30 protein-coding genes and 1 tRNA gene are annotated in these 23,672 nt (G+C 69.0%); 15 read left to right on the plus strand and 16 right to left on the minus strand.

Going from position 1 to position 23,672, the window contains the following annotated elements:
- The first annotated feature begins 198 nt into the window (after positions 1-198).
- On the plus strand, positions 199-1,527 hold the full coding sequence (locus tag ACFIMZ_RS04885; protein ID WP_431821648.1) for an aspartate aminotransferase family protein: 1,329 nt from the start codon (positions 199-201) through the stop codon (positions 1,525-1,527).
- Between the two features lie 83 nt (positions 1,528-1,610).
- On the opposite strand, the gene ACFIMZ_RS04890 is transcribed toward ACFIMZ_RS04885, so the two are convergent.
- The 4 genes from ACFIMZ_RS04890 to hemN all read right to left on the minus strand — a co-directional run bounded on the left by ACFIMZ_RS04890 (position 1,611) and on the right by hemN (position 4,416).
- Complete coding sequence (locus ACFIMZ_RS04890) at positions 1,611-1,934, minus strand: rhodanese-like domain-containing protein (protein ID WP_431821649.1); 324 nt, start codon at positions 1,932-1,934, stop codon at positions 1,611-1,613.
- Positions 1,935-1,942: 8 nt separating this feature from the next.
- Positions 1,943-2,596 carry a protein-L-isoaspartate O-methyltransferase family protein gene (locus ACFIMZ_RS04895; RefSeq protein ID WP_431821650.1) on the minus strand — a complete coding sequence of 218 codons (654 nt, stop codon included), beginning with the start codon at positions 2,594-2,596 and terminating at the stop codon, positions 1,943-1,945.
- A gap of 101 nt (positions 2,597-2,697) precedes the next feature.
- Entirely contained in the window at positions 2,698-2,955 is a 258-nt protein-coding gene (locus tag ACFIMZ_RS04900; protein WP_431821651.1) for a hypothetical protein, read from the minus strand.
- Between the two features lie 75 nt (positions 2,956-3,030).
- Positions 3,031-4,416 (minus strand): oxygen-independent coproporphyrinogen III oxidase, encoded by a 1,386-nt coding sequence (gene hemN / locus ACFIMZ_RS04905; protein WP_431821652.1) that lies wholly within the window; start codon positions 4,414-4,416, stop codon positions 3,031-3,033.
- A gap of 173 nt (positions 4,417-4,589) precedes the next feature.
- On the opposite strand from hemN, the gene ACFIMZ_RS04910 reads away from it, so the two are divergent.
- From ACFIMZ_RS04910 to ACFIMZ_RS04920, 3 genes are all read left to right on the plus strand, one after another.
- On the plus strand, positions 4,590-4,895 hold the full coding sequence (locus ACFIMZ_RS04910) for a YkgJ family cysteine cluster protein (protein WP_033355322.1): 306 nt from the start codon (positions 4,590-4,592) through the stop codon (positions 4,893-4,895).
- A gap of 103 nt (positions 4,896-4,998) precedes the next feature.
- On the plus strand, positions 4,999-5,580 hold the full coding sequence (locus ACFIMZ_RS04915) for a DUF1439 domain-containing protein (protein WP_431821653.1): 582 nt from the start codon (positions 4,999-5,001) through the stop codon (positions 5,578-5,580).
- A 78-nt stretch (positions 5,581-5,658) separates the two neighbouring features.
- Positions 5,659-6,489: an undecaprenyl-diphosphate phosphatase gene (locus ACFIMZ_RS04920; RefSeq protein WP_431821654.1), complete on the plus strand. Its 831-nt coding sequence runs from the start codon at positions 5,659-5,661 to the stop codon at positions 6,487-6,489.
- Positions 6,490-6,688: 199 nt separating this feature from the next.
- On the opposite strand, the gene trmB is transcribed toward ACFIMZ_RS04920, so the two are convergent.
- Positions 6,689-7,456: a tRNA (guanosine(46)-N7)-methyltransferase TrmB gene (trmB, locus tag ACFIMZ_RS04925; protein ID WP_431821655.1), complete on the minus strand. Its 768-nt coding sequence runs from the start codon at positions 7,454-7,456 to the stop codon at positions 6,689-6,691.
- A gap of 183 nt (positions 7,457-7,639) precedes the next feature.
- Positions 7,640-7,978 (minus strand): hypothetical protein, encoded by a 339-nt coding sequence (locus ACFIMZ_RS04930; protein ID WP_431821656.1) that lies wholly within the window; start codon positions 7,976-7,978, stop codon positions 7,640-7,642.
- On the opposite strand from ACFIMZ_RS04930, the gene ACFIMZ_RS04935 reads away from it, so the two are divergent.
- Positions 7,968-8,537 (plus strand): hypothetical protein, encoded by a 570-nt coding sequence (locus tag ACFIMZ_RS04935; RefSeq protein ID WP_431821657.1) that lies wholly within the window; start codon positions 7,968-7,970, stop codon positions 8,535-8,537. The two genes, ACFIMZ_RS04930 and ACFIMZ_RS04935, sit on opposite strands and share 11 nt — an antisense overlap.
- A gap of 82 nt (positions 8,538-8,619) precedes the next feature.
- On the opposite strand, the gene ACFIMZ_RS04940 is transcribed toward ACFIMZ_RS04935, so the two are convergent.
- Positions 8,620-9,234, minus strand: coding sequence for a hypothetical protein (locus tag ACFIMZ_RS04940; protein ID WP_431821658.1), 615 nt, complete (start codon positions 9,232-9,234; stop codon positions 8,620-8,622).
- Positions 9,235-9,350: 116 nt separating this feature from the next.
- A tRNA-Gly gene (locus ACFIMZ_RS04945) sits at positions 9,351-9,425 on the minus strand.
- A 17-nt stretch (positions 9,426-9,442) separates the two neighbouring features.
- On the opposite strand from ACFIMZ_RS04945, the gene ACFIMZ_RS04950 reads away from it, so the two are divergent.
- The gene (locus ACFIMZ_RS04950; RefSeq protein ID WP_431821659.1) at positions 9,443-10,060 is read left to right on the plus strand and encodes a two pore domain potassium channel family protein; all 618 of its coding nucleotides are present in this window, start codon (positions 9,443-9,445) and stop codon (positions 10,058-10,060) included.
- Positions 10,061-10,102: 42 nt separating this feature from the next.
- On the opposite strand, the gene ACFIMZ_RS04955 is transcribed toward ACFIMZ_RS04950, so the two are convergent.
- Together ACFIMZ_RS04955 and ACFIMZ_RS04960 are read right to left on the minus strand one after the other, a co-directional pair.
- A complete protein-coding gene (locus ACFIMZ_RS04955; RefSeq protein ID WP_431821660.1) occupies positions 10,103-10,333 on the minus strand; it encodes a DMT family transporter in 231 nt (76 codons plus the stop codon).
- Positions 10,330-11,259: a LysR substrate-binding domain-containing protein gene (locus ACFIMZ_RS04960; RefSeq protein WP_431821661.1), complete on the minus strand. Its 930-nt coding sequence runs from the start codon at positions 11,257-11,259 to the stop codon at positions 10,330-10,332. Before ACFIMZ_RS04960 ends, ACFIMZ_RS04955 begins: the two co-directional genes overlap by 4 nt.
- A 171-nt stretch (positions 11,260-11,430) precedes the next feature.
- Between ACFIMZ_RS04960 and ACFIMZ_RS04965 the strand changes: the two genes are divergently transcribed.
- From ACFIMZ_RS04965 to scpB, 3 genes are read left to right on the plus strand one after another with little or no spacing between them, the layout of a single operon-like run.
- Complete coding sequence (locus tag ACFIMZ_RS04965) at positions 11,431-12,744, plus strand: MFS transporter (protein ID WP_431821662.1); 1,314 nt, start codon at positions 11,431-11,433, stop codon at positions 12,742-12,744.
- A 37-nt stretch (positions 12,745-12,781) separates the two neighbouring features.
- Complete coding sequence (locus ACFIMZ_RS04970) at positions 12,782-14,023, plus strand: CaiB/BaiF CoA transferase family protein (RefSeq protein ID WP_431821663.1); 1,242 nt, start codon at positions 12,782-12,784, stop codon at positions 14,021-14,023.
- Positions 14,020-14,829, plus strand: a complete 810-nt coding sequence (gene scpB, locus ACFIMZ_RS04975) for a methylmalonyl-CoA decarboxylase (protein WP_431821664.1) — start codon at positions 14,020-14,022, stop codon at positions 14,827-14,829. The genes ACFIMZ_RS04970 and scpB overlap by 4 nt, the downstream gene beginning before the upstream one ends.
- An 81-nt stretch (positions 14,830-14,910) precedes the next feature.
- Here scpB and ACFIMZ_RS04980 read toward each other — a convergent pair whose 3' ends face one another.
- The 3 genes from ACFIMZ_RS04980 to ACFIMZ_RS04990 all read right to left on the minus strand — a co-directional run bounded on the left by ACFIMZ_RS04980 (position 14,911) and on the right by ACFIMZ_RS04990 (position 16,870).
- Positions 14,911-15,450: a chromate transporter gene (locus ACFIMZ_RS04980; RefSeq protein ID WP_431821665.1), complete on the minus strand. Its 540-nt coding sequence runs from the start codon at positions 15,448-15,450 to the stop codon at positions 14,911-14,913.
- The gene (locus ACFIMZ_RS04985) at positions 15,450-16,043 is read right to left on the minus strand and encodes a chromate transporter (RefSeq protein ID WP_431821666.1); all 594 of its coding nucleotides are present in this window, start codon (positions 16,041-16,043) and stop codon (positions 15,450-15,452) included. The genes ACFIMZ_RS04980 and ACFIMZ_RS04985 overlap by 1 nt, the downstream gene beginning before the upstream one ends.
- A 71-nt stretch (positions 16,044-16,114) precedes the next feature.
- Complete coding sequence (locus tag ACFIMZ_RS04990) at positions 16,115-16,870, minus strand: DeoR/GlpR family DNA-binding transcription regulator (RefSeq protein ID WP_431821667.1); 756 nt, start codon at positions 16,868-16,870, stop codon at positions 16,115-16,117.
- A 79-nt stretch (positions 16,871-16,949) separates the two neighbouring features.
- Between ACFIMZ_RS04990 and ACFIMZ_RS04995 the strand changes: the two genes are divergently transcribed.
- The 3 genes from ACFIMZ_RS04995 (at position 16,950) to ACFIMZ_RS05005 (ending at position 18,889) form a co-directional block, all read left to right on the plus strand.
- Complete coding sequence (locus ACFIMZ_RS04995; RefSeq protein ID WP_431821668.1) at positions 16,950-17,549, plus strand: NUDIX domain-containing protein; 600 nt, start codon at positions 16,950-16,952, stop codon at positions 17,547-17,549.
- Positions 17,546-17,938 (plus strand): DUF4406 domain-containing protein, encoded by a 393-nt coding sequence (locus ACFIMZ_RS05000; protein ID WP_431821669.1) that lies wholly within the window; start codon positions 17,546-17,548, stop codon positions 17,936-17,938. The genes ACFIMZ_RS04995 and ACFIMZ_RS05000 overlap by 4 nt, the downstream gene beginning before the upstream one ends.
- Before the next feature lie 93 nt (positions 17,939-18,031).
- A complete protein-coding gene (locus ACFIMZ_RS05005; RefSeq protein ID WP_431821670.1) occupies positions 18,032-18,889 on the plus strand; it encodes an SIR2 family NAD-dependent protein deacylase in 858 nt (285 codons plus the stop codon).
- A gap of 28 nt (positions 18,890-18,917) precedes the next feature.
- Here ACFIMZ_RS05005 and ACFIMZ_RS05010 read toward each other — a convergent pair whose 3' ends face one another.
- A complete protein-coding gene (locus tag ACFIMZ_RS05010) occupies positions 18,918-20,129 on the minus strand; it encodes a S53 family peptidase (protein ID WP_431821671.1) in 1,212 nt (403 codons plus the stop codon).
- A 422-nt stretch (positions 20,130-20,551) separates the two neighbouring features.
- Here ACFIMZ_RS05010 and crcB point away from each other — a divergent pair, with 422 nt between their 5' ends.
- Both crcB and ACFIMZ_RS05020 read left to right on the plus strand, forming a co-directional pair.
- Positions 20,552-20,938: a fluoride efflux transporter CrcB gene (crcB, locus tag ACFIMZ_RS05015; protein WP_042583344.1), complete on the plus strand. Its 387-nt coding sequence runs from the start codon at positions 20,552-20,554 to the stop codon at positions 20,936-20,938.
- Between the two features lie 14 nt (positions 20,939-20,952).
- Positions 20,953-21,309: a DUF190 domain-containing protein gene (locus ACFIMZ_RS05020; protein ID WP_431821672.1), complete on the plus strand. Its 357-nt coding sequence runs from the start codon at positions 20,953-20,955 to the stop codon at positions 21,307-21,309.
- On the opposite strand, the gene ACFIMZ_RS05025 is transcribed toward ACFIMZ_RS05020, so the two are convergent.
- Together ACFIMZ_RS05025 and ACFIMZ_RS05030 are read right to left on the minus strand one after the other, a co-directional pair.
- Positions 21,306-21,869, minus strand: coding sequence for a YggT family protein (locus ACFIMZ_RS05025; RefSeq protein WP_431821673.1), 564 nt, complete (start codon positions 21,867-21,869; stop codon positions 21,306-21,308). The genes ACFIMZ_RS05020 and ACFIMZ_RS05025 overlap by 4 nt on opposite strands.
- A gap of 82 nt (positions 21,870-21,951) precedes the next feature.
- Positions 21,952-22,881, minus strand: a complete 930-nt coding sequence (locus ACFIMZ_RS05030) for a Rossmann-like and DUF2520 domain-containing protein (protein WP_431821674.1) — start codon at positions 22,879-22,881, stop codon at positions 21,952-21,954.
- 429 nt (positions 22,882-23,310) lie between these two features.
- Here ACFIMZ_RS05030 and ACFIMZ_RS05035 point away from each other — a divergent pair, with 429 nt between their 5' ends.
- Positions 23,311-23,607, plus strand: a complete 297-nt coding sequence (locus tag ACFIMZ_RS05035; protein ID WP_431821675.1) for a hypothetical protein — start codon at positions 23,311-23,313, stop codon at positions 23,605-23,607.
- The last annotated feature ends 65 nt before the right edge of the window (positions 23,608-23,672 follow it).

Consider the following 23,672-nt stretch of genomic DNA (forward strand, 5'->3'; position numbering starts at 1 on the left):
GCGCGGTGGGCGCGACGCGTCGTGCGGCACGAATGATTCGTCGCGGTGCGGGGCGCGGGCGCAAATGGTGCACGGTTGTGCTTCACCGTCGTGGTGCTTACACTCGGGTTTCGCATTGCTTTGCATCATGTCTTCGCATCACGCCGGTGCGCCCTGCCTCCGCGCAGCCGCGCCGAACGATTCCACCGAGGAGCCGCCATGAGTCAGCAGCAAACGAACACCCCCGACCTGTCCGCCTTCTGGATGCCGTTTACCGCCAACCGCCAGTTCAAGGACGCGCCGCGCCTGCTGGTATCGGCGAAGGGGATGTACTACACGTCGCACGACGGCCGTCGCATTCTCGACGGCACCGCCGGGCTCTGGTGCGTGAACGCCGGGCACGGGCGCGACGAGATCGTCGCGGCGGTGAAGGCGCAGGCGGAAGAGATGGATTTCGCGCCGACCTTCCAGATGGGTCATCCGAAGGCGTTCGAGGCGGCCACCCGGATCGCGCGCCACACGCCCGGCGACCTCAAGCACATCTTCTTCACGAACTCGGGCTCGGAAGCGGTCGATACCGCGCTCAAGATCGCGCTCGCGTATCACCGCGCGCGCGGCGAAGGGCAGCGCACCCGCTTCATCGGCCGCGAGCGCGGCTATCACGGCGTCGGTTTCGGCGGCATCTCGGTCGGCGGGATCGCGCCGAACCGCAAGGCGTTTTCGGGCGCGCTGCTGCCGTCGGTCGACCACCTGCCGCATACGCTGAACCTCAACGAAGCCGCGTTCTCGAAAGGGCAGCCCGCGTGGGGCGCGCACCTCGCCGACGAGCTCGAGCGGCTCGTCGCGCTGCACGACGCGTCGACGATCGCCGCGGTGATCGTCGAGCCGGTCGCCGGCTCGACCGGCGTGCTGATTCCGCCGAAGGGCTATCTCGAGCGCCTGCGGGAGCTGTGCGACAGGCACGGCATCCTGCTGATCTTCGACGAGGTGATCACCGGCTGGGGGCGGCTGGGCGCGCCGTTCGCCGCGCAGTTCTTCAACGTGACGCCCGACCTGCTGACGATGGCGAAGGGCACCAACAACGCGGCGGTGCCGATGGGCGCGGTCGCGGCGAGCGACGCGATCCACGATACGATCGTGGGCGGCGCGCCCGCCGGCATCGAGCTGTTCCACGGCTATACGTATTCGGGCCACCCGCTCGCGGCCGCCGCCGCGTGCGCGACGATCGACCTGTACGAGCGCGAGAAGCTGTTCGACCGCGCCGCGCGGATGGCGCCGGTGTTCGAGCGCGAGATCCACAAGCTGAAGGACGCGCCGCACGTGATCGACGTGCGCAATCTCGGCCTCGTCGGCGGCGTCGAGCTGAAGCCGCGCGACGGCAAGCCCGGCGCGCGCGCGTACGACGTGTTCGTCAAGTGCTACCAGAAGGGCGCGATGGTGCGCTATACGGGCGACATCCTCGCGTTCTCGCCGCCGCTCATCGTCGAGGAGGCTCAGATTGCCGAGCTGTTCGCGATCGTCGCGGAAGCGCTGAAGGAAACGGAGTAGGGCGGAAAGAGAAACGGGCGCGCAGCGCGCGCCCGTCGGGCAATTCGTGTGGCCGGCGAGGTGTGGCCGGCCGGTCAGTCAGGTCAATACCGCGGCACCGACGGATCGACGTCGCGCGACCACGCGTCGATCCCGCCCTGCAGGTTGTAGAGCCTCGTGAAGCCGCGCGATTCGAGGAACATCGCGACCTGCGCGCTGCGCATCCCGTGATGGCACACGCAGACGATCTCGGCTTCGTCGTCCAGTTCCTCGCTGCGCGCGGGAATCTGCTGCATCGGGATCGACACGCTGCCCGCGATCTGCGCGGTCGCGATTTCCCACGGCTCGCGCACGTCGAGCACGACGGGCGCGGGGCGGGTCTGGTCGGCGAGCCAGTCCGCGAGCATCGCGGGCGTCAGGATCTGCATGACGGGGCTCAGAACTTGAAGCGCGACGGCTCGATCGCGTTGACGAGGTGCTCGACGTAGGTTTCGAACACGTCGGCGACACGGTACTGCGTGTCGTCGATGCGCGTGATGACCTGCGCCTTCATCACCGGACGGCCGCCGACGAACGCCGACAGGCGGCCGCCGACCTTGAGCTGCTCGAGCATCTCCTGCGGCACGACGGGCAGGCCGCCCGCGACGCAGATCACGTCGTACGGCGCCTTCGCCGGCCAGCCGCGCGAGCCGTCGCCGAGCGCGACTTCGGCGTTCGTCACGCCGTTGTTGCGCAGGTTGTCTTCCGCGAGCTTCGCGACCACCGGATCGATGTCGACGGCCGTCACATGCTGCGCGCGCGCCGCGAACAGCGCGGCCAGGTAACCCGAGCCCGCGCCGATCAGCAGCACGTTCTCGTGCTTCTTCACCGCGAGTTCCTGCAGCACGCGTGCCTCGACGCGCGGGAACAGCATCTTGTGACCGCCCGGCAGCGGCAGCTCGAGATCGGCGAACGCCAGGTCGCGGTACGCGGCCGGGACGAAATTCTCGCGCTTGACGATCGACAGCAGGCCCAGAACTTCCAGATCCAGAACGTCCCATGGACGGATCTGCTGTTCGATCATGTTGAAACGCGCTTGTTCGATATTCATGGTGGTCATGCAGCCTGGTCGGCTATCAGCGGGGATAGAGAAACGTGTCGATTGTACCAAACCGGGTGGCCGGCCAGCCTTCAGAAGCCCTGCAATGCAGCTTATCGCTTGCTGTTCTTGATCTGTTCCTCGAACGCGAGGTCGAGCTTGCTGGCCTTGCGCGGTTTTTTGGGGCCAAGGTCGTCGACGACCTTGACGAACTCGTCGAGCGGCAGCGGCTCGCAGCGCTTTTCGGCGGCGCCGCCCGAGCGGTCGACGAGATAGAACAGGCCGCCGGGCATCGCGACCGCCGCGAGGTGGGGGTTGCCGGAGCGGGTTTTCAGGCGTTCGACCGCGTGGGTCGCCTTGGTGGTGCGCATGGTGCGGGTTCTGCAGCGGACTCGAGGCCCACACTTTATCAACAACCGGCCGCGCGTGCGCGGCCGGCGCCCCGCTCAGACCGTGCGCGAGTAGCGCTGCTGCGGCGTGCGGGCGAGATACGCGTCGAACGCCATCGCGATGTTGCGCACGACCATCCGGCCGGCCGGGTGGATCGTCAGGCGGTCGCCGGCGATCGTCAGCAGGCCGTCGCGCTCGAACGCGCGCAGCGCGTCCAGCTCGCGCGCGAAATGGTCGGCGAAGCGGATGCCGTGCGCGGCCTCGACGTGCGAGAACGGCAGGTCGAGGTTGCACATCAGCTGCGTGATCACGTCGCGGCGCAGCCGGTCGTCGGCCGTGAGCCGCACCCCGCGCGCGACCGGCAGCCGGCCCGCGTCGAGCGCCGCGCCGTAAGCGGGCAGGTCTTTCGCGTTCTGCGCGTAGACGTCGCCGACCTTGCCGATCGACGACACGCCGATGCCGATCAGGTCGGTGTCAGCGCGCGTGCTGTAGCCCTGGAAATTGCGCTGCAGCGTGCCGTTTTCCTGGGCCGCCACCAGCTCGTCGCCCGGCCGCGCGAAGTGGTCCATGCCGATGTACACGTAGCCCGCCGAGGTCAGCATCTCGATTGCGAGCCCGAGCAGCGCGACGCGCGTCGCGGGCGACGGCAGCGCGGCGTCGTCGATCTGCCGCTGCATCTTGAACAGGTGCGGCATGTGCGCGTAGCCGAACACCGACAGCCGGTCCGGCGCGAGCTCGATGATCGTCTCGAGCGTGCGGCCGAAGCTCGCGACCGTCTGGTGCGGCAGCCCGTAGATCAGGTCGACGCTGACCGAGTGGAAGCCGGTCGTGCGCGCGGCGCTCAGCAGGTCGGCCGTCATCGCGAGCGGCTGGATGCGGTTGATCGCCTGCTGCACCGCCGGATCGAAGTCCTGCACGCCGAGGCTCAGCCGGTTGAAGCCGATCGTGCGCAGGTGGACGAGCGTCGCCGGCGAGACCGTGCGCGGATCGATCTCGATCGAGAACTCGGCGTCGGCGTCCTGCGCCAGCGTGAAATGCTCGCGGGTCGCCGCCATCAGCTCGGCCGTCTCGTCGTCGGACAGGAAGGTCGGCGTGCCGCCGCCCCAGTGCAGCTGCGTGACCGGGCGCGCCGGGTCGAACAGCGCGGCCTGCAGCGCCATCTCGCGCTTGAGCTGGTCGAGATACGGGCGCGTGCGGCGGCGGTTGCTGGTCGCGATCTTGTTGCAGCCGCAGTAGAAGCAGGCCGTGTTGCAGAACGGGATGTGGAGGTAGAGCGACAGCTCGCTCGACGATGCGCCCGGGTCGCCGGCCGCGCGCACGTAGTCGGCCGGGTCGAAGTCGTCGCGGAACTGCAGCGCCGTCGGGTACGACGTGTAGCGCGGCCCGTTCGCGCCGTACTTCGCGAGCAAATCGGGACGGAACAAGGTGTCGGCTGAGCTCATCGCGGTCTCGCGCATTTTAGATGCTTCCGAGTATATAAACGCGCGATTCGTCCGCATTGTGTAATAACGTCGCAGCCGGGGATGGCACAATGCGGGGTGCGGCGGCCGGACCCGAGGTGCGGCGCCGCGTTGTTGCCGTCGTTCCGTTCGAGAGAGCCGAGTTGTCCGTCGAAATGCCCGTCCGCCCGGCGCCCGCCGAAGTTCCGCCGCCCCATGCGTGCCGCGAGGCCTGTGGCGCGTGCTGCATCGCGCCGTCGATTTCCAGCCCGATTCCGGGGATGCCCGGCGGCAAGCCGGCCGGCGTGCGCTGCGCGCAGCTCGGCGACGACCTGCGCTGCCGGATCTTCGGCCGGCCCGAGCGCCCCGCGTGCTGCTCGGGGCTGCAGCCGTCGGCCGAGATGTGCGGCGCGTCGCGCGCCGACGCGCTCGCGTGGCTCGCCCGGCTCGAAACCGCGACGCAGCCGTCGCAGCCGCGCTGACATCGGCATGGGGCCGGAGCGCGAGGCATGGGACCGGCGTCATTGTCCAAGTACCGGCTCCGATCGACCAGGCGCCCATTCCGGCAACCATAGGAGATTCAGCATGACCGTCAGCCGCGCGTCCAGTCGGCGCCGCTTCCTCATCGCATGCACCGCCGCCGTCGCCGTGTCGGTGTCGCTCGCCGCGTGCGCGTCGACGTTTCCGTTCATTCCCGACCACTACACGTTCTCGCGCGGCGACGTGCAGAAGGCGGTCGCGCGCAAGTTCCCGTACCAGAAGACCGTCGCGACGGTGCTCGACGTGTCGCTCGCGAATCCGGTCGTCGGCCTGCTGCCGGACCAGAACCGCATCGCCGTGCAGCTCGACGCGCGCTTCGTGAGTCCGTTCCTGCGCGCGCCGGTCAACGGCAAGTTCACCGTTTCCGGCCAGCTCGCGTATGACGTGCCGAGCCGCTCTGTCGTGCTGAAGGCGCCGGCCGTCGACAACCTGACCCTCGACGGCGACGCGCAGATGTACGCGCAGCAGATCGGCGCGGCCGCCGGGATGATGGCCACCCAGTTGCTGACCGACTATCCGATCTACACGTTCAAGCCGGAGCAGCTGCAATTCGCCGGCGTGAATTACGAACCCGGTACAATCACAATTCTTACAAACGGCATACGCGTGGCGATCGTCGAGAAGTGACGACACGCCGCGCGCGGCCGGGCGGGCCGCGGCGGGTGCGTGGCCCATTTCTTCGACCACTTCGAAACTGGGCCACGGATGGACTGGATACTGATCTGCAAGACACTGATCCTCGGCGTCGTCGAGGGGCTGACGGAATTCCTGCCGGTGTCGAGCACCGGCCATCTGATCGTCGCGGGCAGCTTCCTGAATTTCAACGATGCGCACGCGAAGACCTTCGACGTCGTGATCCAGTTCGGCGCGATCCTCGCGGTGTGCTGGGAGTATCGGCGCCGGATCGTGTCGGTCGTCGCCGGGCTGCCGAGCCGGCCGGATGCGCGGCGCTTCGCGCTCAACGTCGTGATCGCGACGATTCCCGCGGTCGCGCTCGGCCTGCTGTTCGAGAAGAAGATCAAGGCGGTGCTGTTTTCGCCGGTGCCGGTTGCGTTCGCGCTTGTCGTGGGCGGCGCGATCATCCTGTGGGCCGAGGCGCGGCAGCGTGAGCGAGGCGAGACGCCGCGCGTGCAGTCGGTCGATGCGCTGACGCCGCTCGATGCGCTCAAGGTCGGCCTCGCGCAATGCTTCGCGCTGGTTCCCGGCATGTCGCGCTCGGGCTCGACGATCATCGGCGGGATGCTGTTCGGCCTCGACCGGCGCGTCGCGACCGAATTCTCGTTCTTCCTCGCGATTCCGATCATCTTCGGCGCGACGCTCTACGAAACCGTCAAGGACTGGCACGCGTTTACGGTCGATTCGCTCGGGCTGTTCGCGCTGGGGCTCGCGGCGTCGTTCGTCAGCGCGTTCGCGTGCGTGCGCTGGCTGCTGCGTTACGTCGCGTCGCACGATTTCACCGCGTTCGCGTGGTACCGGATCGTGTTCGGCCTGTTCGTGCTGCTGGTCGGTTACAGCGGCTGGCTGAACTGGGCGTGATACAGGGCGGCGCACGCCAGTCCTGACGCCTGACGCACGGTTCGGCGAGCCCAATGACGGACGGCCCGACCGGCAGATGCCGGTCGGGCCGTCGTTGCTTGTGCGGTATGGGTGGCGCGTGCCGGATGCGGCCGCGCGGATGCGGCCGCGCGGATGCGGTCGCGCGAATGCGGTCGCGCGAATGCGCGCCGCGCGGCGATCAGCTCGCGCGCTTCCGGAAGATCAGGTCCCAGACGCCGTGGCCGAGCCGGATCCCGCGCCGCTCGAATTTCGTCACCGGGCGGTAGTCGGGGCGGGGCGCATAGCTGTCGGCCGTGTTCTCGAGCGACGGCTCGGCGCCGAGCACTTCGAGCATCTGTTCCGCGTAGTTCTGCCAGTCGGTCGCGCAATGCAGGTACGCGCCGGGCTTCAGGCGCGACGCGAGCAGCTTGACGAGCGGCGGCTGGATCAGCCGGCGCTTGTGATGCCGCGCCTTGTGCCACGGATCCGGGAAGAAGATGTGCACGCCGTCGAGGCTGTCCGGCGCGAGCATGTGCTCGAGCACTTCGACCGCGTCGTGCTGGATGATGCGGATGTTCGTCAGGTCCTGCTCGCCGATCAGCTTGAGCAGCGCGCCGACGCCCGGCTCGTGCACCTCGACGCCGAGGAAGTCGTCGTCCGGGCGATGCGCGGCGATTTCGGCGGTCGACGCGCCCATCCCGAAGCCGATTTCGAGGATGCGCGGCGCGTTGCGGCCGAACACGGCGCTCCAGTCGGGCGTTTCCGGCGCATACGGGACGACGAAGCGCGGGCCGAAGTCGTCGAGCGCGCGGCGCTGGCCGGTCGACACGCGGCCGGCGCGGGTGACGAAGCTGCGGATGCGGCGGTGGTGCAGCGGATTGACCGCGTCGTCGCCGGTGGCGGCTTCGTCGGGGATGGCGTCGTCGTGCGGCGGCAGGCCGGCTTCGTTCGGGTCGTCGTGCATCATCGGTGACAGAGAAAGGCTCGGTTGCGGGCGAGGGCCCGTGGCGCGGTTGCGGCGCCGGCCGGGCCGGCGCGCGGTACAAAAAAGCCGCCTTCGACGAGGCGGCTGACGCGCAGGCTGCGATGCAGCCGGAAAGTGGAGCGGGCGACGGGACAGTCAGCCATCGACCTGAAATTCCACTTGCATTCAACTGCTTGCCCAGTTGCCTGCCTGAACGTCGAGCAGGCGGCCACGGGCAACAGGCCTGCCATGCAGGGGTCGGTAGAGTAGCACAACGCAAAATCGTCCGTCCAGTTGCCGGGCAATTGAGTAGACTCGCTGGCTCAGCCGGAGTAACCGGTTGCGGCGCTGCATGGCGGGCTGTTGACGAAGGCCGGGTACGTCGAACGAATCGCACGGCGTGTGTCGTGCGCGTTGTTTCTGTTCGTGGCTTTCTGCCTCGTCCGTGCGTGCCTGCATTCGAATATCGGCGCGAAGTCCATTTGAAGGGAATAGGTGAATGCGAAACTCGGCCTTGGCGCTCATCCTGATTGCGGGTTCGATCGCGAGCCTGTCGGTGGCGAGGGCAAGCGAAACCGCATCTGCGCGGCCGCTCGTGCAGCGCGATCAGCCGCTCGCGTATCGACTCGCCGACGCTGCGTCGGCGGCGCCGTCCGCCGTGAAGGAGGATGGGTCGCTCTACGGCGTGCAAAGATGGAATGCCGCCACTGGGAGAAGCTATCTAGGACTGCGATTTCCCGGGCTGTTGTCGTGCGCGTACACGGTGAGCGCGATCCTCAGGGAAGCGGGTCATCCGATCGGCAACCGCGCGTCCGTGTCCGCGGTCGATTCGGCGTTGTCAGCCTGGCCGAAGATTCGCAAGGCCGAGGACCTGAGGCCGGGCGATGTCGTGTTCTGGAAACCCCGGACCTCGGGTGCGTTGGGGCTGAAATGTCCGTCGGACCATTGGCACGTGGGGGTTGCGATCGGCGACGGGAAAACGGTCGATAACGACTGGTGGTCGGGGAAGCCTGTCACGGGTTCGATCGATCGGCTTTGCGTGGCGTTCGCGTATGCACGCCGGGCGCCTGGCAATGTGCGATAGCAGGAAGCTTGTACGGAAACAATCCACGGCGTCGCCGGGGCTTCCTGGCCGGCAACGAACGCGTCTGAAGCAGGTATCGCGTTCAGTTCTTGGGTGGCTCGATCTCGATTGAGCTAAACGCTTCCTTGAGGCTGAATGCGTTTTCCAGCTGGCCGTCCGTGATCTCCTGTCCCTTGCCGTCAAGAAACTTGATATCGGTATCGATGACCAGCGTGACAGGAACATTTCCCGCGCCACTGTGCCATATGGCCTGAAATTCGTACGGCCCCATTCGAGCGCCACCTAGATGCGGCATCGCTTCATTGCCGATACGGGTGCCCCAGCCGGTATCCGCAATATCGAACGTCTCGTCGATAAACTTTTCGAACGTCGGCCTGGCCTTGATGAGCGGTCGGATATCTGCCGAAAAACTGACGGAACCATCCGCCGACGCAGGTCCGGCAAGCAAGCCAAGCGCGCTTGCAACCGCAAGCAAGGTGAACGAGGATCGACACCACCGCATCATGTTCAATCGCCCCCGATAAACTCGACCTAACGCTGTGTTTGACTCTTTACCCCGTGAGTCCGCCAGTCTTGAGCGATCGCGCTGATTGCAGACCTTCCCGAGGCGTCCCGCAAGGATAGCCGGAAGTTCGTGGCGCAAGAAATGTCCGCCCGATTTGCGGTCACGGTGCAGCCGTGGTGTCTTGACAGGCAAGGAAGGCTCCTGGCGCCAATTCTCGGACAGGAGTGAGTAGCAGGTGTGAGAAAAGTATGGGTGCGGCCACTTCCGGCCGACCGGCAGAGCCTTGCGAGACAAGGCTCAGGATGATTTGGAGCGGGCGATGGGAATCGAACCCACGTCATCAGCTTGGGAAGCTGAGGTAATGGCCATTATACGACGCCCGCAGAACGCGTAATTCTACATGGAACTCGGTCGCGATGGCAACGGGGTGCGTTCCAACGCCGACGCGACGTCCGGCGACGCCCGCAGGCATTGTCCGCGCAGAGGCATTCCCGCCATCGGTGTTAATCTTGGCTCCCCTCCGCCTTGCCATCCCCGAACGGAAATCCCCCTCATGAAAAGCTGGACGATCGGCGTGCTGCTCGGCATGGCGACCATTCTGGTCCACGCGACCGCGATGGTTTTTCTGGCGGTCGTCGCCCGTCGGGTTCGCGATGCGCTCGACGTGCGACGCGACAACATCCACGCGCAACTGCGCAAGGTGATCGCCATCATCGCGTTGATCTGCATGGCTCTTGGCCTGCTGCACACGCTGGAGGCGGCTGCATGGGCCGCGGTGTTCGTGTGGCTCGACGCAATGGGCGCGTTCGGCGACGCGCTGTTCTACTCGATCGATACGATGGCGACGCGCGGCGCGTCGGGCCTTGCGCTGGCCGGCGACTGGCGGATGCTCGGCGCGATCGAGTCGTCGTGCGGCGTGCTGCTGTTCGGCATGTCCACCGCGTTCATCTTCGCCGTCATCCAGGCCGATTTCGGGGCGATCACGGAGGCGCTGCATCGCGACCGCCGCGGCGGTTAGCGATTGCATCCGGGCGAGCGGATCGAACCGACCGCCGCCACGCTAGTGCGAACCGTCGCCCGGATTGAGCGCGACGATTCCGCAGACCGCCAGCGCGACGCCGGCCAGCTTGATCGGCGAAGCGGATTCGCCGAAGCAGACGATGCCGGTGACGACCGTTGCCGCGGTGCTGGCGCCCGCCCAGATCGCGCAGGCGAGCCCCATTTCGAGGCGCTTCGTGGCGAGCGCCATCAGCCATACGGCGCACGCGTAGCGGATCCGCAGCGCATTCACGGCTCGATCCCGCTCCCCGCCGCCCACTCCGGCCGCTTGCCGAGCGCATCGAACAACCCGACGATCTCCGCCTTCACCTTCAGCACCGCATTGCTGACCAGCGCCGTGTCGTGCCAGCACAGCGACACGTCGCGCACGAACGCCCGGTGCGCGATCTTCGCGAGCTTGAGCTTGCGTTCGTCGATTTCCACGTGCGCGGCCGTCCACGGCAGGATCGTCACGCCGAGCTGCGCCATCACGGCCGCGAACAGCAGCCCGGTCGAGCTCGCCTCGAAACCGATCTCGTACGACAGCCCCGCCTCGCGCATCGCCCAGTCGACGCGATTGCGGATCGTGTTCGGCGCGCTCGGCAGCACGAGCGGCATGCGCGCGATCGCGTCGAGCGGCACGGGCGCGTCCGGCACCGGAAACCCGGGCCACGTGATCAGGTACAGCGTTTCGGTCAGCAACCGGCGGATCGCAATGCCGCGCGTGTCGACTGCGTCGACGACGATCGCCAGATCGAGCCGCGCGCTCGCGAGCAGCGTATCGAGGTCCGCGCTCGGCGCCTCGATCAGCTCCAGCATGATGCCCGGATAGCGTTCGCGCACCGCACGCGCGAGCGGAATCGCGAGCACGCGCGCGGTGCTCGACGGCATGCCGACCGTCACGCGCCCCTGCGGCGTGTCGGCGTCGCGACGCAGCAGTTCGCGCGTGCCGTCGGCCTGGCGCAGCAGCTCGAGCGCATGCCGGTACAGCGTGCGGCCGGCCGCCGTCGGCGCGACGCCGCGCACGCTGCGCTCGAGCAGCTGCATGCCGAGGTCCTGCTCGAGATTGCGCATCTGCTGGCTCACCGCCGGCTGCGCGACGTGCAGCGCCTCGCTCGCATGCGTGACGTTGCCGCATTCGACCACCTTGACGAAGTAGCGCAGCTGCCTGAGATCCATCCTCGTCCCCCTTCGCTTCAAGCCATAAGCCGATCCGATGGCTCAAGACAAATATCATATTTTTCGGCGATCGATCGGATTCCTATACTGGCCTCACAAAAATGCCAGCGCGCCGGTCATCCCGGGTCGGCGGCGGCGACGAACGCCGGCGCGACCGGCAAGGAGACGAAGATGTTCAAGGCGATCGACGCGCCCGCTGCCGGCGCGAAGCCGCGGCGCACGCCGCTCACGCGCGAGCAGGTCAGGGGCTTCTGGGCGGTCTATGCGGGCTGGGTGCTCGACGGCGTCGATTCGGTGATCTACGCGCTCGTGCTGATTCCCGCGCTGACCGAACTGCTGCCGGCGTCCGGCATCGCAGCGACGCCCGCGAACCTGGGCATGTACGGGTCGATCCTGTTCGCGCTGTTCCTCGTCGGCTGGGGGCTGTCGTTCATCTGGGGGCCGCTCGCCGACCGCTTCGGCCGCGTGCGCACGCTCGCCGCGAGCATCCTGATCTATTCGGTGTTCACGGGCGCGGCCGCGTTCGTGCACGACGTGTGGATGCTGGCCGCCTGCCGGCTGATCGCCGGCATCGGCGTCGGCGGCGAATGGGCGCTCGCCGGCACCTACGTCGCGGAGAGCTGGCCGGAAGACCGCCGCAAGATGGGCGCGGGCTACCTGCAGACCGGCTATTACTTCGGCTTCTTCATCGCCGCGTGCCTGAACTACACGATCGGCGCGACGTATGGCTGGCGCGCGATGTTCCTGTGCGGCCTCGCGCCCGCGCTGCTCGCGGTCTTCACCGTGATGCGCGTCAAGGAGCCGGGGCAGTGGCGGCGGCACGACGTGGGGCATGCGGACGCGCGGCCGGCGCATCCGCTGCGCGAAATCTTCGCACCCGCGCATCTGCGTCGCACGCTGACGAGCGCGAGTCTCGTCGGCGTCGCGATCGTCGGCCTGTGGGCCGGGTCGGTCTACGAGGCGAGCGCGGTCAGCACGCTGGCGGCGCGCGCGGGCATCGACCACGTCGGCGCGTTGCGGCTCGCGTCGATCGGCGCGGCGATCCTGTCGTGCGCGACGATCGCCGGCTGCGTCGCCGCGCCGTGGCTTGCGGAGCGGGTCGGCCGGCGCGCCGCGCTCGGCCTGTACTTCGCGGGCATGGCCGGCGCGATCGTGTTCGCGTTCGGCTGGGCGTTCTACCAGCCGAACGGGCTCGGCGCGTTCATGGTCGCGCTCGCGTTCCTCGGCTTCTTCGGCGGCAACTTCGCGATCTTCTCGCTGTGGCTGCCGGAGCTGTACCCGACGCGGGTGCGCGCGACGGCGTTCGCGTTCAACGCGTCGGCCGGCCGCTTCATCGGCGCCGGGGTGAACTTCGTGCTGGGCGCGGCGATTCACGGCTACGGCTCGCTCGGCGTGCCGATCGCGTGGACCGCGGCCGCGTTCGTGCTCGGCATCCTGATCCTGCCGTTCGCGGTCGAGACCCGTCACCAGACGCTGCCCGAATGAGCGGCGCTATCACTCTCCCTATCTTCAGGAGTTCAGGATGCAGGCATTACAAGGAATCCGGGTCGTCGACCTGAGCCGCGCGCTGTCGGGGCCGTTCTGCTCGATGGTGCTCGCCGATCTCGGCGCGGACGTGATCAAGGTCGAAGCGGGCCCGCACGGCGACATGAGCCGCACGTGGGGGCCGTTCGATCGCGGCGTCAGTACGTACTACCTGTCCTGCAACCGCAACAAGCGCGGCATCTGCGTGGATCTGCGGCAGCCGGCGGGCCTCGACGTCGTGCGGCGGCTGATCGCGCAGGCGGACGTCGTGATCGAGAACTTCAAGGCCGGCACGATGGACGCGATGGGGCTCGGCTACGACGCGCTGAGCGCGCGCGATCCACGGCTCGTGATGGGCAGCGTCACCGCGTTCGGTCCGCGCGGCCCGCTGCGCGACTGGCCGGGCTTCGACCAGATCGCGCAGGGCTACGCCGGCCTGATGAGCCTGACGGGCTTCCCGGACGGGGAGCCGACCCGCACCGGCACCGCGATCGGCGATCTCAGCTCGGGGATGTGGGTCGCGACGGCGGTCGTCGCCGCGCTGTTCGAGCGCACCCGCACCGGGCGCGGCCGGCATGTCGGCACGTCGTTGCTCGAGAGCCTCGTCGCGCTGCTGAGCGTGCACGGGCAGCGCTACCTGAGCCTCGGCGACGTGCCGCGCCGCACCGGCAACGCGCATTCGGTGATCGCGCCGTACGGCGTGTTCGAGACGGCCGACGGGCCGCTGAACCTCGCGCCGATCACGACCGACATGTGGCTGCGCCTGTGCCGGCTGCTCGATCTGCCGGCGCTGCCCGACGATCCGCGCTTCGCGACCAACGATGCGCGCGTCGCAAACCGCGACGCGCTGAAGGCCCTGCTCGAGCAGCGGCTGCGCACGCGCGGCAAGCGCGAATGGACGCAGCGCTTCGTCGAGGCCGGGCTGCCGGCGGGGCCGATCCATACGCTCGACGAAGTCTTCGACGATCCGCAGGTCGCGCAGTGCGGGCTCGTCGAGACTGTCGCGCATCCGACGCTCGGCGCGTTGCGGCAGGTGGTCACGCCGCTCGGCGACCTGGAAGACGACGCGCCGGCGGCGCGCACGCGCCGCGCGCCGCCGCTGCTCGGCGAGCATACGATCGCCGTGCTGCGCGAAGCGGGCTTCGATGCCGACGCGATCGACGCGCTGCTGGCGGGGCGCGCGGTGTTTCAGGCGGAGACGGCAGAGCGGGCCGACGCACCGGCGGGAGCGATGCAATGAGCCGCCCGACGCAGGATGCCGCGCCGTCGCGCGTGACGGTCGAGCGGCTCGACGAACGGATCGTGCGCGTCGCGTTCTCGAATCCGGCACGCCGCCACGCGCTCGACGCGACGCTGCTCGACGCGCTGGTCGAGCACCTCGATGCGCTGGCGCACCTTCGGCCGCCGCCCGTCGTCATTCTCGCGAACGACGGCAGCGGTGACGTGTGGAGTGCCGGCCACGATCTGCGCGAACTGGCCGACGACCGCGATCCGCTCGCGTACGACAAGCCGCTCGAGCGCGCGCTGCGGCGCGTGCGCACGTATCCCGGCGCCGTGATCGCCGCGGTGTCGGGGTCCGCGTGGGGCGGGGCGGTCGATCTCGTGATGAGCTGCGACCTGGTCGTCGCGGACCGGCGCGCGAGCCTGGCGATGACGCCGGCGAACATCGGCCTGCCGTATTCGACGAGCGGCTTGCTGCGCTTCTGCGACAACCTGCCGATTCACGTGCTGAAGGAGATGTTCTTCTGCGCGCAGCCGCTCGACGCCGAACGCGCCGCGCACCATGGCGTCGTGAACCGGCTCGCCGACGCCGGCCAGCTCGATGCGGCCGCGCTCGACGTCGCGCGCACGATCGCCGCGAAGGCGCCGCTCGCGGTGCAGGCGGTGAAGGAGCAGCTGCGCGTGCTGCAGGACGCGCGGCCGCTGCCGGTCGACGCGCTCGAGCGGATCGCCGAGTTGCGGCGGCAGGCCTGCGCGGGCGCGGATTTCGACGAAGGGCTGCGCGCGTTCGCGCAGCGGCGGCGGCCAGTGTTTCGAGGCGAATAGGCGGCGAATGGGCGGCGAATGGGTGGCGAATGGGCGACGAATAAGCGGAAGCGGGCGTTCGTCGCCGGGGCGGCGTGCGCGTCAGTGCCCGATCATGCGCAGCGCGACGAACAGGCCCGCGCCCGCCGCGATCAACGCCAGCGCATGGATGCGCGTGCGCATCACGCACACCGTGGAAGCCAGCGCGAGCGCGCGCGCCGGCCATCCGCCGTCGAGCCCCCGCAGCAGCACCCAGGCCGACGCGACGAGCATGCCGGCCGCCACCGGCCGCAGCCCGGCTTCGAGCGCGATCTGCCAGCGCGCGCCTTCGTGCCGCCGCCACAGGTGGGCCACGCCGTAGATCAGGAACGCGGTCGGCCCGAACAGCCCGAGCGTCGCGATCACCGCGCCCCAGACGCCCGCGACCTGCCAGCCGATCAGCGTCGCGAGCAGCGAGCCGGGGCCCGGCGCCATCCGGGCGATCGCGAAATCGTTGACGAACTGCGTGGCGGTCATCCAGTGATGGACGTCGACGACCTGACGCTGGAGATCGGCGATGACCGCCTGCCCGCCGCCGATCGTCGCGATCGACAGCGGCGCGAACACGCCGAGCAGCGCGGCGTAGCGGTGCGCGGCCGACATCAGCGATCGCTCCGTGCCGATGCGCGTGCCGCGCGCCGGTATTCGAGCGCGACGCTCGCGCCGCCGCCGATCAGCACCGTCCACACCAGCGGCCAGTGCAGCACGGCAACCGACACGAACGTGAGCGTCATCACGACGAACGGCAGCGTGCGGCGCGGCAGGCGGCGCACGGCGGTCAGCGCCATCGCGATCGACAGCCCGATCGCCGCGGCCGCCGCGCCGGCGAGCGCGACGTGGGTCAGCGGGAAGCGCGTGAGCGTCGCGAACGCGACGCCGAACAGGACGATCAGCACGGCCGGCGGCACGATGACGCCGGCAAAGCCGGCCACGGCGCCGCGCCATCCGCACAGGCGGTAGCCGATCCAGATCGCGAGGTTCTTCACGTTGACGCCGGGCAGCGCCTGCGACAGCGCGAGGCCGTTGAGAAATTCTTCTTCGCCGAGCCAGCGCCGCGTGTGGACGAAGTCACGCAACATCCGGACGCTCAGGCCGCCGCCGAAGCTGGTCAGGCCGATCTGCGCGAAGGCCAGGAACAGCGCCAGCGCGCTGGGGCGCGGGGCAGGGTGTGCGGACGGTGTGGAAGGCGTGGGCATCGCGTGGCGGCGGAAGCGGCAAGCGTGTCATCTTACCGAGTTCCGTCGTAGCGGCGCGCCGCTGTGTGCGGCTAAGCGCGCACGACCGTCACGCCCGCCGCCTCGATCGGCTTCGTCAGCGCGGCGTCGGTCGCTTCCTCGACGACGATCGTCTGCGCGAGCGCGAGCTCGCCGATCACGAACGGCGACGCCGCGTTGAGCTTGGACGACGACGCGAGCACGACGGTTTCCGCCGCGCGTCCCGCCAGCGCGCGCTTGATGCCCGCTTCCTCGAAATTGCCGGTGGTCAGCCCGGCCACCGGATGAACGCCCGTCACGCCCATGAAATACAGGTCCGCATGCACGCGTGCGATCGCCTCCATCGCCGCCGCGCCGACCGTCACGATCGAGTGCTTGAACAGCTGGCCGCCGATCAGGATCACGTCGACCAACGGATGCGCGACGAGCGCGACGGCGACGCTCGGACTGTGCGTGACGATCGTCGCCGACAGGTCCGCGGGCAGCTGGCTCACCAGCAGCGCCGACGTGGTGCCGCCGTCGACGATCACGACCTGACCCGGCGCGATCATCTCGGCGGCGCGCCGCGCGATGCGGCGCTTGGCGGCCGCTTCGAGATCCTGGCGCTGCGCGAACGGCGCGGTCGCGGGCGACGCGGGCAGCGCGCCGCCGTGAACCCGCTGCAGCAGGCCCTCCGCGGCGAGCTCGCGCAAGTCCCGGCGGACGGTGTCTTCCGACACGCCGAAGGTCGCGCTCAGTTCGCCGGCCAGCACCTGGCCGTCGCGGCGGAGCATGTCGAGGATGGCTTTCTTGCGTTGCGTCGTCAGCATGGCGTTGCACGAATTTTCTTGATGTTGCACGAATGTGCACGTTACCATCAGCGCCGTCATCTGTCGAATGGAGGCTGTCATGGCTGCAACGCAGGACCGGGTGCGCATCGTCGATACCGTCGTGCTGTCGGACGACTGGTACGTGCTGAGGAAGGTGACGTTCGATTTTCGCCGCCGCGACGGCACCTGGCAGCGGCTCAGTCGGGAGACCTACGACCGCGGCAACGGCGCGACGATCCTGCTGCGCCATCCCGAGACCGGCAACGTGCTGCTGACGCGCCAGTTCCGGATGCCGGCGTTCGTGAACGGCCACGACGGGATGCTGGTCGAGGCCGCGGCCGGCCTGCTCGACGACGCGACCCCGGAAGAGCGGATTCGCGCGGAAGCCGAGGAGGAGACCGGCTATCGCGTGCGCAACGTCCGCAAGGTGTTCGAGGCGTTCATGAGCCCGGGATCGGTGACGGAGAAGCTGCACTTCTTCGTCGGCGAATACGACGCGTCGCTGCGCACCGGCGACGGCGGCGGGCTGGCGGACGAAGGCGAGGACCTGGAAGTCGTCGAGATGCCGCTCGATGCGGCGCTGCAGGCGATCGCGCGCGGCGAGATCGTCGACGGGAAGACGATCATGCTGCTGCAGTACGCGGCGTTGCAGTACGCGGCGGGAGGGCGGAGCGCATGACGCCGCAACTCATCCTGGTGGCCGGCCCGTACCGCAGCGGCACCGGCGGCGACGCCGCCCGCATCGCCGCGAACCTCGCGCGGCTCGAGCAGGCGGCGCTGGCCGTCTATCGGCGCGGGCACGTGCCGCTGATCGCCGAATGGGTGTCGCTGCCGCTCGCCACGATGGCCGGGTCGACGCAGGTCGGCGACGCGATCAGCGAGACGTTCCTCTATCCGGCCGCGCACCGGCTGCTGCACCGCTGCGACGCGGTGCTGCGGATCGACGGCGAATCGCGCGGCGCGGATGCCGACGTGGCGCTCGCGCGCCGCCTCGGCAAGCCGGTCTATCGCTCGCTCGGCGACGTGCCGCAGGCGCTGCCCGAAGCGCGCGGCGACGGCGGCCCGTGACGCCACGGCCGACGGAGTCGTCATGCGGGGCGCGTCGGCGTATGATCGCGACGGCGAAAACCCTGCCGCCCCGCACCCGACCACCGAGCCCTCATGCCGTCCCTCGATCCCGCCGCCGGCGAACCGCCGCTGCCTGACTCCCTGATCGACGCCGCCGTCGCCGCGCTGTCCCGTGCCGATGCGCTGCTCGTCACGGCCGGCGCCGGCATCGGCGTCGATTCCGGCCTGCCGGACTTCCGCGGCACGGACGGCTTCTGGCGCGCGTATCCCGCGCTGCGCCAGGAGCGCTTCGAATTCCACGAGATCGCATCGCCGCAGGCGTTCCGCGCGCGGCCGCAACTCGCGTGGGGCTTCTACGGCCACCGCCTCGGGCTTTACCGGGCGACCGTCCCGCACGCGGGGTTCGCGATCCTGCGCCGCTGGATCGACGCGATGCCGAACGGTGGCTTCGTGCTGACGAGCAACGTCGACGGGCAGTTCCAGAAGGCCGGCTTCGATCCGGCGCGGATCGTCGAGATCCACGGCTCGATCCACCGGATGCAATGCCTGCGTTCGTGCACGGACGACACGTGGACGGCGGACCCGTTCACGCCGGTCGTCGACGAAGCGACCTGCCGCCTCGTCGGCGACCTGCCGGCCTGTCCGCACTGCGGCGGCATCGCGCGGCCGAACATCCTGATGTTCGGCGACGCCGGCTGGATCGGCGCGCGCTACGACGCGCAGGAGCGCGCGCTGGAAGAGTGGCTGGCCGGGGCCGGGCGCGTGGCCGTCGTCGAAGTCGGCGCGGGCACGGCGATTCCGACCGTGCGGCTGATCAGCGAACGGGTCGGCGCCGACGTGATCCGCATCAACGCGCGCGAAGCGCACGCACGGCGTGCGGACGTGATCGGCCTGAAAGGCGGCGCGCTGGCGATCCTGACCGCGCTCGAGCGCGCGTGGCGCGGCGGCTGACCTGCGCGGACCGCCGCCGGCTGCGCGCCTACGGCCGGGCGACGAGCGCCTGCACGAGCGACGGCGCGAGCGGCGAACCGAGGCCGGTCACGTAGTCGTAGCCGCCCGCGGCGGTGCAGATCGTGCCGCAGTTGCCGTTGGTGCCGGTCGTCACGTCGTGATAGTCGCTGCCGTACGCGGTTTTCCCGACCGCATACAACGCGTCGTACGTGCCGCTGAGGCGCGCCTTGCCGGCCGCCGCGCGCAGCGAATTCGCGATCGCGACGAGCGCCGACCATTGCGGCGCGCCCGCGCTCGTGCCGCCGACCTGGAACCAGCCCGCTTGCCGCTGATAGGTGACCGAGTCGTAGACCGCAAACCCGGTGGACGGATTCGCGTCGTAGCTGACGTCCGGCACCCCCCGCTTGCCCGCGACCGGAATCGGCCACGCGGACTGTCCGGCGGGCTCGGCTTCGCCGCTGCTCACGCCGCCGCCGCTGCCGCTCCAGGCCGCCTCGCCGACGTAGTTGCCATACGGATCGGTGGACAGCGTCGTGCCGCCGACCGCGACCACGTACGGCGATGCCGCCGGGTATTCGACGCCGGTGCCGCTGTCGCCGGACGACGCGACGAAGGTGACGCCCGGCGCGCCGAAGTGGCCGTCGAAGCTGGATTCGCCGCTGAACTCGTTGCCGCCGAAGCTCATCGACACGACCGACGCGCCGCGCTGCACCGCGACGTCGACCGCGGCCATCAGGTCGTTGAAGCTGGCCGACGCGGCTTCGACGAGCACGATCTTCGCCTTCGGCGCGATCGCGTGCACCCATTCGACGTCGAGGGCCATTTCGAGCGACCAGCCGGCGTCGCCGCGGGGCTTGCTGCCGCTTGCGTACACCTTCGTGAAGCAGCCGTTCGACGTGGTGCACGGCGGCAGCGAGAACGCGCTGCTGAACACGCCGAGATCGGATTCGATCCGCGGGTCGTCGTACGCGTCGACGATCGCGACGACCATGCCGTCGCCCTGGTTGGCGATCGCGTCGAAGCCGTACGCGTGGCGCGCGAGCGCGGGCGTGAGCCCGGAAACCGTGGCCGTGCTCGCGCGCGGCTTCGTGTGGAACGGCGGACGCGCAAACCCCTTCGGCGCGCGGTTGCCTTCGACGTAGGACGGCGGTCCGCCGCCGTCGGCGAACGCGACGGTCGACGCGAGCAGCGACGCGCACAGCGCCGGAATCAACATGGACGACAGGCGGATATTGTTCATTTTCGAGTCTCCATGTCGAATGGAGTGGATGGGTCGAATGAAGTCTAATAAATCGGCGGATTCAATTGCATGAAATATCGGCGAAATTCGGGAATGTCTGATAAGGGAAAATACGTGGATGGCCGATGAGAGAGGCCCCGTGCAGGGTTGAGGCGAGAATTCTCCAATCGGGTTCGCGTTTTTTTACGATCGATAATCGATTTATTAATTAATTAGTAATGTCCAGCGTAATGCGCGGGAAAAGAAGAATATCCGTCCGCGCGCCTGCAGGACGCATCGCTGCAGGCACCCGCGACATCGTTCGGCATGAGCCGATCCGGGCCGTCTGCATTGCCGGCGCGGCGCAAATCCGCATACAGTTCAGCGTGTCCTGCATGCGTCGCGCATCGGGCGTGGCGCCGCATTGTCAGCGAGGCATTTCCTTGTTCTATTCGATCGTCGCGATCTTCGTCGGCGCCGGGCTCGGCGCGCTGCTGCGCTGGTTCCTGAGCCTCGCGCTCAACGAATTCTTCCCCGAGGTGCCGCTCGGCACGCTCGCCGCGAACCTGATCGGCGGCTACGTGATCGGCGTCGCCGCCGTCGTGTTCACGATGCGCGCGGGATTGCCGCCCGAGTGGCGGCTGTTCGTGATCACCGGCTTCCTCGGCGGGCTGACGACGTTCTCGACGTATTCGGTCGAGGTGATGACGCACGCGCTGCAGGGCGAGTTCGGATGGGCGTTTGCGGTGGCTGCCCTACACTTGATGGGATCGTTCACGTTGACGGCCCTCGGCATGTGGACCGCCCGTGCGTGGCTTGCCGCGGCCTAGCATCGGAGGAGGCGATGGACAAGATTTTCTTGCGCTTCTACGTCCACGAGCAGCACCGCCTGCACTGGAAACCGCTGTGGGAATGGCTGCTCGAGGAAGGGCGGCGGATGGGCGTCGCGGGCGGGTCGGCGTTTCGCGCGATGGCGGGCTTCGGCGAGCACCGCGTGCTGCACGAGGACCGCTTCTTCGAGCTGCAGGGGTCGCTGACGATCGAGGTCGAGTTCATCGTCACCGACGACGAGGCGCGGCGCCTGCTCGAGCGGCTCGGCCAGGAGAAAGTGCGGGTGTGCTACGCGATGATTCCGGCGCGCTTCGGCGTGATCGACACGCTCGGCGCGCCGGCGGCGCAGGGGCGGGCTGGCGGGCGTTAGATGCTGAACAGCATGAGCGCCGCGGCGGCGCGCGACACGATCATCAGCAGCACCTGCACGATCACGAACAGCAGGATCGGCGACAGGTCGAGGCCGCCGAGATTCGGGATCACGCGGCGCAGCGGATTGAGGAACGGCGCGGTCAGCTGGTAGAGGATCGGCATCGCAGGCGAGCGCGGGTTCAGCCACGACACCAGCGCCATCAGGATCGTCATCCAGATCACGAGATAGAGCACCCACTCCACGACGTGGAGCAGCGCGGCGACGACGATCGTCGGAATCAGCCCGAGCGGGTCGACGCCCGCGATCACGACCAACAGCACCACGTAGACGAGCGCCGTCAGCATCGCGGCGACGATGCTCGCCCAGTCGATCCCGCGCACGCCGGCGATCACGCGGCGCAGCGGCAGCACCAGCCAGTTGGTCGCCTGCAGCACGGCCTGCGTGACGGGGTTGTACGGCGGCACGCGCACGGCTTGCATCCAGACGCGCAGGATCAGCGCGGCGCCGAACAGCGTGAAGAGGGTATTGAGCAGAAAACGGGCGATCTCGCCGAACATCGTTGGCTTCCTTTTCCTTTTTATACAGTCGGGTAGCGTGCGGCCGCCAACGCCGGATGGCGGCGCATCGGCCGACACCTTATCACGCCTCGTCTTGCGAGGGGGAGGGACGCGTCGCCGCGCGCGCGAGCGACGCTTCCACGGCATTCGCGAGCGCCGGCAGGGCCGCGGGCGGGGCCGCGCGCTTCGCGGCGAGCGCGACGGCGCGGCGGGTCAGCAGCGCGTAGAGCGTCGCGTGATCGCCGCCGCACGCCTCCAGCAGCGCGAGCTGGCGTTCGACGATGCCGGTGTCGCCGCGCGACACGGGGCCCGAGAGCGCATTCGACAGACCCTTGTCGCGCGCGGTCTCGATCGTGCCGGCCAGCATCGGCAGCAGCGCGCGCAGCGCGGCGTCTTCGTCGAAGCCGAGCGAGCGCCACAGCTCGACTGCTTCGGCGAGCCCGCACAGCGCGAAGCTCGCCGCATAGTGCGCGGCCGCGTGGTAAAGCATCCGGCCGCCCGCCGGGATCGACAGCGGATGGCAGCCGAGCGCGGCCGCGAGACGCACGAGCGTCGCGTGCAGCGCGCCGTCGGCCTCGATCGTCACCGAGCAGCCGTCGATGCGGGTCAGGTCGGCGTCGCCGCCGCCGAACAGGTACAGCGGATGGAAGCCGCCCGTCGCCGCGCCTTGCCGTTTTGCCGGATCCAGCAGGTCGATGTCCGACGCACCGCTGCAATGCACGAGCGCCTGCCGCGCGGCGCGCGATGCATCGAAGCGCAGGCTCGCGGCGCTCGCCGCGAGATGGTCGTCGGGGACGGTCAGGAAGATCAGGTCGGCCGCGTCGACGACCTCCTGCGGCGTCGCGACCGCGCGGCAGCCGTCGAGGCGCTCGACGAGCGCGGCGGCGGACGCCTGCGTACGGCTCGCCACCGCGACGACGGGAAAGCCGGCCCGCGCGAAACGCTGCGCGACGCAGCGCGCGAGGCGGCCGGCGCCGACGAAGCCGAGACGGGGCGTGACGGGGAGGGACATGGCGGTCGACGAGGCAAAAAACGGGAAGCCGTCAGTATCGCAGGAATGGTGACGCGGTCGCGGCAGCCGCGGTTCAGCGCCACGCCGTGATCCGGCCCCGCGCGACGGCTTCGCGAACTGTCGGGCTCTTGTCTCAAATTTGTAATTGTTGATTACGACGCGTCGCACGCGGCGCGCACGGCGATCGGTAAGACTGACCTGACGAAACCGCTTCCGCTGTCCGGTCCGACGGATTGCCGCGATCCGCGGCGGCCCCGGGCGGCCCGTCGCGCCGCGTGGCGCGGGGCCCGCGCGGGGGCGCGATTGCAATTTGCAACAAATGCCCGACACGGGGATTCCGGGTTTTCGCTACATTGCTTGCATGCGACGCGCATGCCTGCCGTTGCCGACAGGAGCGCCTGAAATGATCGCTCCAGCAGGAGAATCGAAGTGAAAAAGCTCGTTCCGTTCATCGCCGCCGCCGCGCTGGGCCTGGGTGCCGCAAGCGCCGCGCAGGCCCACGTGTCGATCGGGGTCGGCATCGGGATTCCGGTCGCGCCCGCGTATCCGGTCTATGCGGCGCCGCCGCCCGTCTATTACGCGCCGCCGCCGCCTGTCTACTACGCACCGCCGCCAGTCTACTATCCGCCGCCCGCCGTGGTCGTCGGCGGCTACGGTGGCGGCTACTATGGTCGCCCGTACTGGCGTCATCACGGCTACTACGGCCACGGCTACTGGCGTCGCTGATTGATTCCCGCGCGGCTTGACCGCGCGTGGCGAACGGCGCAGCGTCTCGTGACAGGGCGCTGCGC

This window comes from Burkholderia sp. F1 (assembly GCF_050813845.1).
GTDB classification, from domain to species: Bacteria; Pseudomonadota; Gammaproteobacteria; order Burkholderiales; family Burkholderiaceae; genus Burkholderia; species Burkholderia ubonensis.